The organism is Acidiplasma sp. MBA-1 (assembly GCF_000949015.1).
Lineage (GTDB): Archaea > Thermoplasmatota > Thermoplasmata > Thermoplasmatales > Thermoplasmataceae > Acidiplasma > Acidiplasma aeolicum.
Genome location: NZ_JYHS01000001.1, coordinates 250,297 through 262,509, shown reverse-complemented (window position 1 = coordinate 262,509; position 12,213 = coordinate 250,297). Strand labels below are relative to the sequence as shown.

10 protein-coding genes are annotated in these 12,213 nt (G+C 34.8%); 4 read left to right on the top strand and 6 right to left on the bottom strand.

Annotation, left to right across the window (positions count from 1 at the left end):
• Window positions 1-66 precede the first annotated feature (66 nt).
• Window positions 67-2,325, top strand: a complete 2,259-nt coding sequence (locus TZ01_RS01340; RefSeq protein ID WP_048101002.1) for a DNA topoisomerase I — start codon at window positions 67-69, stop codon at window positions 2,323-2,325.
• Window positions 2,306-3,163: a presenilin family intramembrane aspartyl protease PSH gene (locus TZ01_RS01335; RefSeq protein ID WP_231563392.1), complete on the top strand. Its 858-nt coding sequence runs from the start codon at window positions 2,306-2,308 to the stop codon at window positions 3,161-3,163. Before TZ01_RS01340 ends, TZ01_RS01335 begins: the two co-directional genes overlap by 20 nt.
• Here the strand turns inward: TZ01_RS01335 and purH are convergent.
• The gene (gene purH, locus TZ01_RS01330) at window positions 3,160-4,662 is read right to left on the bottom strand and encodes a bifunctional phosphoribosylaminoimidazolecarboxamide formyltransferase/IMP cyclohydrolase (RefSeq protein WP_048101001.1); all 1,503 of its coding nucleotides are present in this window, start codon (window positions 4,660-4,662) and stop codon (window positions 3,160-3,162) included. The two genes, TZ01_RS01335 and purH, sit on opposite strands and share 4 nt — an antisense overlap.
• A gap of 131 nt (window positions 4,663-4,793) precedes the next feature.
• On the opposite strand from purH, the gene TZ01_RS01325 reads away from it, so the two are divergent.
• A complete protein-coding gene (locus tag TZ01_RS01325; protein ID WP_156150271.1) occupies window positions 4,794-6,008 on the top strand; it encodes a methionine adenosyltransferase in 1,215 nt (404 codons plus the stop codon).
• 28 nt (window positions 6,009-6,036) lie between these two features.
• On the opposite strand, the gene rimI is transcribed toward TZ01_RS01325, so the two are convergent.
• Genes rimI through TZ01_RS01305 form a run of 4 tightly spaced genes read right to left on the bottom strand, consistent with a single transcriptional unit; the run spans window position 6,037 to window position 10,640 of the window.
• Window positions 6,037-6,495: a ribosomal protein S18-alanine N-acetyltransferase gene (gene rimI / locus TZ01_RS01320; protein ID WP_048101000.1), complete on the bottom strand. Its 459-nt coding sequence runs from the start codon at window positions 6,493-6,495 to the stop codon at window positions 6,037-6,039.
• 41 nt (window positions 6,496-6,536) lie between these two features.
• Window positions 6,537-6,938: a DUF1634 domain-containing protein gene (locus tag TZ01_RS01315; RefSeq protein WP_048100999.1), complete on the bottom strand. Its 402-nt coding sequence runs from the start codon at window positions 6,936-6,938 to the stop codon at window positions 6,537-6,539.
• A gap of 1 nt (window position 6,939) precedes the next feature.
• Entirely contained in the window at window positions 6,940-7,920 is a 981-nt protein-coding gene (locus TZ01_RS01310) for a sulfite exporter TauE/SafE family protein (RefSeq protein WP_048100998.1), read from the bottom strand.
• A gap of 53 nt (window positions 7,921-7,973) precedes the next feature.
• Complete coding sequence (locus TZ01_RS01305; RefSeq protein ID WP_048100997.1) at window positions 7,974-10,640, bottom strand: ATP-dependent DNA helicase; 2,667 nt, start codon at window positions 10,638-10,640, stop codon at window positions 7,974-7,976.
• Between the two features lie 133 nt (window positions 10,641-10,773).
• Here TZ01_RS01305 and pdxS point away from each other — a divergent pair, with 133 nt between their 5' ends.
• Entirely contained in the window at window positions 10,774-11,772 is a 999-nt protein-coding gene (pdxS, locus tag TZ01_RS01300) for a pyridoxal 5'-phosphate synthase lyase subunit PdxS (protein ID WP_048100996.1), read from the top strand.
• A 42-nt stretch (window positions 11,773-11,814) separates the two neighbouring features.
• On the opposite strand, the gene TZ01_RS01295 is transcribed toward pdxS, so the two are convergent.
• A complete protein-coding gene (locus tag TZ01_RS01295; RefSeq protein WP_048101342.1) occupies window positions 11,815-12,174 on the bottom strand; it encodes a hypothetical protein in 360 nt (119 codons plus the stop codon).
• Between the last annotated feature and the right edge of the window lie 39 nt (window positions 12,175-12,213).

The window sequence follows — 12,213 nt, the reverse complement described above, 5'->3', positions numbered from 1 at the left end:
AAAATTAAATTTAATCATTTATTCAATAATCTTTATGTAACATGGTATTATAATATCCTGAAATAAATGTCGATTAATCTAATTATAGCAGAAAAGGCTGATGCAGGCAGGAGGATCGCATATATACTTTCAGAAAAAAACATGCACCAGAAAAAGTCAAAGAATATAAGCTATATTGAATTTGATGATAATGGTGAAAAAAACATAATGGTTGCACTTAGCGGCCATATTGTTGAATCTGATTTCCCCGAAAGTTTTAAGGACTGGATAAAATCAGACCTTGATAAGCTTATAGATTCAGAGATTGTTTATAATATTAAGAATAAAAAAGCCTCTGATGCACTTCAATCATTTAATGATATAAAAAGAGTCATTATTGCAACTGATTATGATCGTGAGGGTGAGTTAATAGGTGTTGAATCTTTAAAATTCCTTAAAAATTATACAGAGGTAAAGCGTGCAAAGTTCAGTGCACTCACAAATCAGGAAATAAAGGATGCATTTAAAAATTTAATAGACGTTAATTATGGACTTGCAGATTCGGCAAGGGCCAGGGAGGAAATAGACCTTCTATGGGGTGCAGTTTTAACCAGATTTTTTTCGGTTACAAGCAACAGATTATGGAAGGATTTTATTTCTGTGGGCCGTGTGCAGACCCCAACACTTGCACTTATTGTCAAGAGGGAAGAGGAAATACAGAACTTTATACCTGAAAAATATTATCAGATTTCTGTAAAATTTAACAAAAAAATAGATTTTACGGCTAGATATGAAAAAGATATTAAGGATAAATCCGAGGCTGAATCAATTTTTAATGACATAAATAACAGGGATGGCACGGTAAAAAGCTATGATAGGGAGGAGAAGGAAGTTTATAAGCCTGTACCATTCAGCACAACAGAATTTCTGAGAGAGGCATCAAGGCTTGGCATTACACCTTCAAATGCAATGAAGGTGGCTGAAAAACTTTACATGTCTGGATTAATAAGCTATCCAAGAACTGACAATACAGTGTATCAAAGGTCAATACCATTAAAAAGCATAGCTGAAAAATTCCTTAAATCAGATTATGAAAACGAGGCGAAACTTGTAATCAATCAGGAAAGGATTATTCCATCAAGGGGAAAAATTGAAACAACTGACCACCCTCCAATATACCCTGTTAATTTACCGCAAAAGCCTTTGAATGGAGCATATAAAACAGTATATGATTTAATAGTTCGCAGATTTCTCGCAACGCTTTATAAAAATGCAAGGATAGAGTCATCCAGGGCAGAGATAGAGATAAATGGTCATATGTTTGTTGCAACAGGCCAGAGAATACTGGATCCGGGATGGTATGAAATTTATAAATTTAGAAAATTGAATGAAATTAGGCTTCCAGAATTAAAATCTGGAGAATCTGTAAGTGGCAGGGAATGGAACCTAGAGGAAAAGGAAACAGAACCCCCAAAAAGATATGACATAGCATCACTTTTAAAGATGATGGAGTCATTAAACCTTGGAACCAAAAGCACCAGGCATGATATAATACAGAAACTAAATGATAGAAATTTTGCCACAGGCAATCCTGTAAGGCCAACACCGCTTGGCATAGGATTTATTAAATCAGTAACATCAATCGATTCTGATATTGCAAAACCGGATATGACTGCAAAACTTGAAAAGGAAATGGATGAAATAGCCGAAAATAAAAAGAATGAAATTGATGTTGTTAATGAATCCAGATTAATGCTTCATGAGGTGCTTAAAAACTTCAGGTCAAACAGGGATAGCATTAAGGAAACAATAACAGAATATGCAAATAAGGGTGAGGTAATTGGAAAATGCCCCATTGATAATGGTGACATATCCGTTATAAAATACAGAAATTTTGAAAAAATAAAATGCAGCAACGATGAATGCAAAATAAACTTTAATATATCTGGAACACCATTAATACAGTTAACAGATAAAAAATGCCCTGTATGTGGATTGCCATTAATAAAAATAATAAGGAGGGGGCAATCACCTGAAATAAGGTGCATTGACCCAGAATGTTCCTATAATAAAAATACGTATGGAAAATGCCCCTCGGATGGCGGTGATTTGATTATAAGGCAGTCAAGATATGGAAAACGGTTTCTTGGGTGTTCAAATTATCCAAAATGCACTGTAACATATCCGCTGCCGCAGAAGGGAATAATAAACAGCACCGGTGAGGTGTGCCCTTACTGTGGTGCACCGTTGCTTTTATTAATTAACGGTAAAAGAAGGTGGAAGTTCTGCCCAAATATAAAATGTGAATACAACAGGAAGGATAAGGGTGAAAAAGCTAAGGAGTGAATTACTGGCAGTGTTCTTTTTCGTTTTATCTTCATTGCTGGCTCTTTATCTGGCAATAAATATACATCAAATACCAGGCATAGCAAGTGAGAAATCAGCGGTAAATATCTATTTTGTCCTCTATTATCTTGTATTTTTAATTGTATTTACAGCCATTATCCTGATGCTTGTAAAGAAGCATGCTGATATCATAAGGGCCATTTTTCTGGCAGCGGTAATATACATGGTATTCGTGGTATCAAGCATAATAGCCGATATAATTTCAGTTAATTTTATTGAATATTATCTAATTATAATATTAATAACCGGTATCTTTGGGTATTTAATTATATTTAAAAATGAATGGTATATCACAGATGCGGCCGGTATATTAATGATAAGCGGTTCTGCTGCCATCCTTGGCAATATTTTAAGAGTGTATATTGCAATAGCACTTTTAATAGTTTTTGCAGTCTATGATTATATATCTGTTTACAAAACAAAGCATATGGTATCCCTGGCAAGGGCAGCAGTTGACAATTCATTTCCATTGATGTTTACACTGCCTGAAAATTATAACATGAAACTCCGGGATCTTACATTCGATAATCGCGGTGAGAATAATGTTATGATGCTTGGATTTGGTGATATGGCAATACCTGAAATACTGGTAATATCAGCCAGTATAAGTAATATCTCACATATATATTTGTATTTTATACTAACAACGCTTGGTTCAATAACTGCCATGATAATTCTTTTTTATATAAATAAAAATAAGCCTGCCCCGGGGCTGCCATTAATAAACTCCGGTGCCATAGCAGGTTATCTAATTGCATTAATAATAACAATAATTTAATGTAAAAACACTCTTTTATTGGTAAAGTATAGCGGCATCTTATATTCATTTGCACGGTTTATTACATCTGCATCCCTTATGGACCCACCCGGTTCTATTATTGCTGTAATTCCATGCTTATGGCATTCTATTACAGAGTCATCAAACGGTATGAATGCATCAGATGCCATCACAGACCCGGACGCATTATCTCCCGCACGGTCTATTGCAATCTTTAATGCCTCTATTCTTGATGTTTGGCCGGCTCCAATTCCTGTTGAAACTTTATTTTTGACCAGAACCATTGCATTGCTTTTTGTATGTGCAACTATCTTCCACGCAAATTTTAAATCGTTTATCTGTTCCTCAGATGCCTGATATTCTGTTTTAAGATCCATGGATTCAAAATTGGGATTTAGCCTTGTCTGAACCAGTACGCCACCGGAAACAGATGAAATGGCATATGAATTATCCCTTTCCATATTTGCCCTTAGTATCCTTAAATTCTTTTTCTTTTTTAAAAGTGAAAGGGCATCACCATCATAATCTGGGGCTATTAAAACCTCTATAAACTTATGCTCCATTTCCCTGGCTGTTTCAATATCCAGCTTTCTATTTACAGCAACAACAAAACCATAGGCTGATTCAGGGTCTGCATTATATGATTTATTAAAGGCCGCACTCAATGAGGCATCAGAGGCCACACCGGATGGTGTCCTGTGCTTCACTATAACTGATGTTGGTTCATCAAAATCCTGAACTGTTTCCAGCGCGGCATTGGCATCCAGTATGTTATTGTATGATAATTCCTTGCCATTTAACTGTACGGCATTTGGTATTCCCAATTTTTTTTCTGTGCGGTACATAAATCCCTTCTGATCGGGGTTTTCACCATAACGCAATTTGACACCATCATAGGCGTGTATAAATAATTCATCTGGTTCCTCACCATTGAGACGCTGGTACAGGTTATTATAAATATTTATATCATAAACTGCAGCACGGGAAAACGCCCTTAATGCAAGGTACTCACGTGCCTTCATTGATATCTCCTTGTTCACATTGAATTCATCCTCTACATACTGGTAATCATCAGGATCAGAAATCACAACAACGTTTTTATAGTTCTTTGCGGCAGCCCTGATTAATGATACACCACCTATGTCAATATTTTCAATCATTTTAGCCAAATCCCCAGTTTTTGCCGCCTCACTGAATGGATACAGATTTGAAATTAAAATATCAAAATCTGGATAATTATATTTTTTAAGCTCGTTATTGCTTTTTAAATCCCTTTTTGATAAAAGCCCGGAAAATATTGCAGGGTGAAGTGTTTTCACACGACCGTCTAAAATATCCCCAAATCCTGTTAGTTCAGATGTTGGAAATGCCTTAATGCCATTATCTGACAGATATTTGAATGTGCCATCAGTTGCATATATTAACTCAATATTATTACCCATAAATTTCAAAAAATCAAGCAGGCCGGATTTATTATAAACACTTATAAGGGCTTTCATAATAGGATATAAAAAGTTATAATAAAAATGTATTGATACGTGCGTATTACTGATAGTAATATTAATAAGTAAAGAGTAATTTAATAACCGTTTATGCAAAAGATTTAAGAACATTTACCAATCAATTCACCATGGAATCACAGTTAAAAGTGGAGAGAAACATACAGGTTGAACAGATAAAACAGAGCCCAACTGCAAGCAGGGAGGTTGAAATTGTAGAGAGAAAGGGTATTGGCCATCCTGACAGCGTTGCGGATGGGATTGCCGAATCAGTAAGCCGGGCACTGAGCAAGTATTATATTAAGAACTATGGCAGAATTTTGCATCATAACACCGATCAGGTGGAGGTTGTCGGCGGGCAGGCTGATCCAAAATTTGGTGGTGGCAATGTACTTGAACCAACATATATATTATTAAGTGGGAGGGCCACATCAACCGTTGGTGATGAAAGGGTTCCTGTAAAATCAATTGCAATAAAATCAGCAAAGGATTATTTAAGGGATCATTTTCCGGATCTTGATATAGATGCTGATGTTATGATAGACTCCAGAATAGGAAATGGATCTATAGATTTAAGGGGTTTATATGACACAAGAAAATTCAAGGCAAATGACACATCATTCGGTGTGGGATTCGCACCATTTACAGATACAGAAAAAATTGTAAAATTAACAGAAAATTACATAAACGGTGAATTAAAGAAAACACTTCCACAGATAGGTTATGATATAAAGGTTATGGGGTTCAGGAAAAACAAAACCATAAACCTTACAGTGGCAGCAGCATACGTTGATAAGTATGTGAAGGACCCAACAGAATATTATTCAATAAAGGAAGAATTAACAAACAAAATTATGGACAATGCCATAAAATACACGGACAATGATATTAAGGTATTTGTTAATACCGGGGATATAAAGGAGGATAAGGTTTATTATCTTACAGTTACTGGCCTCTCAATGGAAAACGGCGATGACGGCTCTGTTGGAAGAGGCAACAGGGTAACAGGGCTTATCACACCGTACAGGCCCATGAGTATGGAGGCTGCTGCGGGAAAGAACCCGGTTACACATGTTGGAAAGCTTTATAATGTGCTATCAAACATAATTGCAAACAAGATTGTTGAGGAGGAGGGTGGCGATATCAAGGAGGTTCTTGTGAGGATAGTATCACAGATTGGCAGGCCCGTTGATGAGCCCCATGTTGCCGGAATACAGGTTATATATGAGGACAATGTGGACCATTCCAAACATAAAAACAACATAAGGGCAATAGCCGATGACAAGCTTGCACATATATCTGACCTTACAAACATGTTCGTTGATGGCAAGGTTGATGTATTCTAAATTTATTAATAATTTTTAAAATTAATTTTTATAAAATTTTCCACATTAAATATGCATCTGAAAGATCAGAATAATAATTCTTTAATGTTGATATAATTGAAAAACCATTCTTTTTATAGAACCTGATTGCATTTTCATTGTCTGTTCTAACCTCGAGCCTAATTGTTGACAGACCGAAGCCAATCATGACCTTTGTAAGGTCGTTTAAAAGTTTAAAACCTATACCACTGTTTCTGTAATTTTTATCAACGGCAAATAAAAGTACGCGACCCTCAGTACCGGAATACTTTGACCCAATAATGAACCCGGTTATATCATTTAAATTATCATAGACAAGAAATGCCTCAGGCCATGCATTATAAAGGTCAATTATAAGGGATTTTGTATAATACTCTGAAAGTGATTCACGGATTATCTGCATAACCCTGTCTGTATCCTTTGGTTCAAAGCGGCGCGTATAACCAAAAAATGAGTTATTTATTGCCATTCAATATATAATATAATAATAAAATATTATAATTTTGTTATTTATCCAATAAATCTGGGAACAACAAGCATTGCAAAGAACAGGTTAAATAACACAATTGAGGCCATTAAAACATACCTGTAATTTTTATCCTCAAGGAAGGAAATCCAGCCTATAAAAACCACTGTTATTGGTGTAAATATTAGCACCCAGAGCCCAACTGTTATAAAGTAAAGACCATCCAGGGATCTTAATCCCTCAGGTATCAGGCCAAGGGGAAGTGACTTGGAATCAATTCCATGATTCAATGCATAGTTATATGATGATAGCTGTGACAGTGTAAATCCATCACCACCATTCTTTACAAACATTAATATTACGCCAAGTACAATAAATGATACACTTATAATTACACCGGCACGCAGAAAATAACTAATAATTATTTCATCATCATGATTTTTCATTTTATTTCACCTCCTTCCATTCCTTTCTTCTTGTATGTATGTAAAGCGCAGATATCATAATTATTGATATTGCTATGGATATAAAGAACTGTATTGTCAGTGAGAATGTAATTATAAAATTTATTATATGAAGGCCCTTAAAAACCATATCAAAACCCAAAAATGATAATATTGCAAAAAATACCCATCTTATATTCTGATTTGATATCCTTACAAGAACCTTGGCACCAAAAAACGCACCTATGAGAACCCCTATGGCTGTTGCAGCTGCTATAAAAACGTTAATATAACCCTCATACCAGTATATTGAGCTACCTGTTGCAGCCGTTATACCTATCATAAAATTACTTGATGTGGTTGTAACCTTCATTGGCAGGTTCATGGCCCAGTCCATTCCGAGAACCTTTAATGCACCTGAACCTATGCCGAGAAGTCCTGAAACAAAACCTGCAAAGAACATTACTATCTCACCAAGCCACCATCTCACACCCTTATATTTTACAGTCTGTTTTAAATGCTCATCATAGTACTGACCGGTAAGCTGGAAAACTCTTGTGGTCCAGTCTGGAGGCATTTCGGGTGGAACCTCGGCACCTATCTTTCTTATGGTCGGTATTAACGAGAATAAAAGTACAAGACCAAAGATGACATAAACAACCCATATAAGCGCATGCCTGTCTATAAATACAAGTGTAAGGGAGCCCACAATTGCACCTGTTGTTGTTGCTATTTCCAGACCAATTCCAATCTTAATATTTGCAATTTTCTTTCTTGTGTATGCACTTGCTGAACCTGCAGATGTTGCAATGGTTGATATAAGGCTTGCACCGGCTGCAAAAATAAATGGTATTCCATAAAATAATGTGAGTATTGGAACAAGGACAGTGCCACCGCCAAGGCCTGTTAGTGACCCTATAAAACCCGCAAAAATTGAGCCACCTAATATTGATATGAATTTTATGAGTATAAATATTAATGACATTTTTTATATATTGCTAGACAATATATATTATTTACTTTAGAAGAATAAATATTTCACATTTTTGAAAAATTGATGAGCATGTTTTTAATCCTTTTATATAATACGCTGTTGTCATTGGCATTCAACAAATCCTGTATGAATTTTTCAGGATTATTTTTGTATTCAAGGAATTTAGTAATATAATTTTTTAGTTTTTCCTCGCTATTTTTGTCCGGTTCCTTGTACACTATGCCATGTTCTATTTTATTTGTGTTGATATTTCCACGGAGCCTTATATATCCGAGGGCTGTGAATATTTTTTCCACCGGAACGCTGTTTTTAACAGAATAAAGAATTTTATATGATAGTAGCTGAACGCGGTGGTGATTTGCATTGCCCGTGTTCTTATCTGTTTTGTAATCCAGTATTATAATATTTCCATCACCTGCAAAAACGGCATCAAGTTTCCCATAAAACATTATTGAATCATCTATGCCCTTGAATTCATCAAACATTTCATTAACCTTTATTATTATGCCTGTCTCCGATTCTATCTGCCTTGCATTAAAATTTCTTTCTATTTCATTGTTTATTGATCTTATTCTTTCCAGTGTGCTGGCCTGATCCTCCTCAAGATTTTCCTCCTCTATTTCATTTTTATAGTTTAGTTCCGCAAGCTCATGGGATTGGAGCCCTATTAACAATGCTGTTGTTTTTTCATCCAATCTTAATATATAGCGTTTTAAAAACTGGAATGGATTATCAATTGAGCTTATTAATGAAAATGATAGGACATTTTTTGATTTAAAAAAATTATATATTTCTGATACAAGCCATGATGTATTTTCACTAAGTATATCCCTTGATCTATCATAGTTACCGGCAACAAACTGAAAATAGGCCTCATTGTATTTATTAAATGAATTATTATTTAAACCGTCAGTATTACCGCTTAAAACAGTTGAATATTCAGGTATGGAAAAATTTGGCATCTCCCCGGGCGTGCTTATAATGGTTAAATTATATTTTGCCCGGGTTATTGCAACGAAATTTATTCTAATGCTCTCCTCATCAAGTTCCTTTTCCACATCTATATTTTTTATTGATTTTATTATCGCCGAGCTTATAACATCTATAAACGCCTCGGATTTTCTTGTTTTTTTTGGGATGTAAATTACATTATCAAATTCTCTCCCCTTTGCCTTATGTACGGTTGTTAAAACAATATCTTTTTCTCCGGCCTCCATAAATTCCTCTGAATAAATCAGGTCAAGAAAATTAAAAAAGTCAGACCTTGTATAATCACTGTTCATGGAGAAAAATTCATCTATTGCGGCCTTAACCGTTCTTGCTGTAATAAAATATTCGCGATTTATTGATGCTGCTATTGGTATTATTCGTTCCTCAAATATTTTTTTAATGGTTTCCCTGTTAAATCCCATTTTTTTAAGCCCAAGAACAGGATTATCATCACTAAATATATCCAGTGTATAATTTGCATTTTTTATATTTTCGGAAGTTTCAAATGCCTCCTTTAATGTCATCCCAGAAAATACTGAAAATAGAGACCTTGTTATATTTTCGGGGTCATCGTAAAAAATTCCCCTCAAAAAGTTTATTATATCATTTTTAGCCTCAATTACGGTATGCGTTGTTGTGTCACTTGAGTATTCTATTCCGTTTCTGTCCAAATATTCTGATATTAAGGATATCTGATCATTTGTTCTGGCAAGTACACCTGTTTTTCCCTTTAAACCCTTTAGTGCCATTGCAACAGTGGCCTCTGGGTTTTCTGATTCTATAATAGTAACAATATTTCCCTGTTCCATTATACCATGAAAATTGTTTAGCTCCTCTGAACTGTCACTGGCATTTTTGATGTAATACGCTTTAGCATATTTTAATATGTTTTCAGTGCTTCTGTAATTTGTATCAAGGGATTTTTTTGTAAAATTGGGGTCTTTAATTAGGGATTCAAAAACTGAAAGTGCACCTCCCTGAAAACCAAATATGGATTGTTTTTTATCTCCAACAAAGTATTTATTTTCACCTGCTGAAAGTGCAAGCTGGGCCTCAAGCTCATTTACATCCTGAAGCTCGTCAACAAAAATATATTTATAATTATCCCTGTATTGAAGTTTCAAACACTGCATTAAAAGATCATTAAAATCATAATTATTTTTATTTTCCTCATAGTATTTGAAAGCCTCTATAAAATATTCAAACAGATATAATTCCTCTTCCATTGATATGTTTCTTATCCTTTTTTGTTTGTATAGATTCTTTACATGGATTATTATATCATCATGATTTTTAATAATATCTTCTGGAAGTATACCAAAGCTTTTTATGTATCTTAATGCGTTTTCTATCTTTGGTATTAACGTATCAATAATATATTCACGTGAATAATTAAATGCCCTAATTTCATTTAATTTTTTAAATATGAGGTATCTTACCACATTGTAAGATATTATATCCCTATGGTTTAGACTTTCACTTAGCTGTTCATATGCATATCCATGAAATGTCATGACCTTAATATCGTATGCATTTCCCGGGATGTTAAATTTAGAAATAAACTCATTAATTTTAGAACGGAGCTGTTCAACGGCCTTGTTTGTAAACGTTATGCACAGGATATCCTTAGCCGAAATGCCGTTTTTTAATAATTTTGCAACCTCCATTGATATGTTTGTGGTTTTACCTGTGCCCGGATTGGCGATGACCAGAGTGTTCATGACAAGATAATATTGTTTTAATTAATAATAGTTTCATGTTCTTATTTTTGTACATTTACTTATATTATAATAAAATTTATATAAATATAGCAATATTAAAAATACGTAAATATCAATTAATTATATATTAACCATGGTTGAATTATCCAAATTAAAATTTGGTGATGAGTTGCTTAAGCGTGGATTTGCCAAAATGACCAAGGGTGGCGTTATCATGGATGTTACCACGGCCGAGCAGGCAAAGATAGCCGAAAAGTCCGGGGCAGTGGCAGTAATGGCGCTGGAAAGGGTTCCAGCAGATATAAGAAAGGAGGGTGGCGTGGCAAGAATGGCAGACCCACTAAAAATTAAGGAAATAATAAATGCAGTATCAATACCTGTCATGGCCAAGGTTAGAATAGGGCACATAACTGAGGCATATGTGCTTGAAAATCTTGGTGTTGATATGCTTGATGAAAGTGAGGTATTAACACCTGCTGATCCATTTTATCATATAAACAAAAAGCTTTACAAGGTTCCTGTGGTATGCGGTGCAAGGACATTTCCAGAGGCTGTAAGGAGAATATTTGAGGGCGCAGCAATGATAAGGACAAAGGGTGAGGCAGGTACCGGAAATATAATAGAGGCAATGAGGCACATAAGAACAGTAAATGATGGAATAAAAATACTGAAGGATTTAACAAATGATGAATTATACAATGTTGCAGAATCCATATCAAAAAGCTATACATCACTGAGAGAACAGACATCCATGGAGCTCTTTGGTGATTCAAAAAAACTGCCACTTAATGATGTTTATTATGGAATGGATGCCAAGACAATAATAGATTCAATATTTAAGGTATTAAAGGACATTAAAAAAATGGGCAGGCTTCCGGTTGTTAATTTTGCCGCTGGAGGTGTTGCAACACCCTCCGATGCTGCGCTGATGATGAAAATGGGCATGGATGGTGTTTTTGTTGGCAGCGGAATATTTAAATCGAGGAATCCTGAGAAGATGGCCCAGGCAATTGTTGATGCAACAGAAAACTTTGAGGATTACAAGCTAATTTCTGACGTTTCCTCTGGACTTGAGGGTATGGCCGGCCTTGAAATAGAGAATATAGAAAAACTTCAGGATCGCGGCTGGTAAACAATTGTTAAAAAAATTATTATATTTTATATTAAATTTTTTTTAATTTCCCATAAATTTCATCATTCTCTGTTTAACATCTGCCGGAAGTTCATTTAGGGTTTCCTGAATCATTTTCATATCCCTAGATTTAATATCGTCAGGAAGTTCTGAATTTGCCCTCATTCTTAATGAAACAAAGGCACTTAACTGGTTGTCAGGCAATGATGAGGCAATTGTCATATTTGTTGTGCATAAACCAATATATGTTTTATCGTCAGCCTTGGACATTTCCATTATAAGATTTTTCATTGTGCTGACCTTGGTGTTGTCATCCTGTTTTAAAATCTCACCTAAAAGCTTCAGCATTTCATCCTTTCTTTTTTCAGGATCCATTTTTGCAATTTCCAGTATTTCTGACATAATTATCATAATCATAATAATTTTAATAAATTAAAGGTT

Excerpts from the sequence above, each read along its gene's own strand:
- TZ01_RS01310 (WP_048100998.1), bottom strand. The coding sequence starts at position 7,920 with ATGTCATTAATATTTATACTCATAAAATTCATATCAATATTAGGTGGC.
- TZ01_RS01325 (WP_156150271.1), top strand. The coding sequence starts at position 4,794 with ATGGAATCACAGTTAAAAGTGGAGAGAAACATACAGGTTGAACAGATA.
- TZ01_RS01315 (WP_048100999.1), bottom strand. The coding sequence starts at position 6,938 with ATGAAAAATCATGATGATGAAATAATTATTAGTTATTTTCTGCGTGCC.
- TZ01_RS01305 (WP_048100997.1), bottom strand. The coding sequence starts at position 10,640 with ATGAACACTCTGGTCATCGCCAATCCGGGCACAGGTAAAACCACAAAC.
- purH (WP_048101001.1), bottom strand. The coding sequence starts at position 4,662 with ATGAAAGCCCTTATAAGTGTTTATAATAAATCCGGCCTGCTTGATTTT.
- pdxS (WP_048100996.1), top strand. The coding sequence starts at position 10,774 with ATGGTTGAATTATCCAAATTAAAATTTGGTGATGAGTTGCTTAAGCGT.
- rimI (WP_048101000.1), bottom strand. The coding sequence starts at position 6,495 with ATGGCAATAAATAACTCATTTTTTGGTTATACGCGCCGCTTTGAACCA.
- TZ01_RS01340 (WP_048101002.1), top strand. The coding sequence starts at position 67 with ATGTCGATTAATCTAATTATAGCAGAAAAGGCTGATGCAGGCAGGAGG.
- TZ01_RS01295 (WP_048101342.1), bottom strand. The coding sequence starts at position 12,174 with ATGTCAGAAATACTGGAAATTGCAAAAATGGATCCTGAAAAAAGAAAG.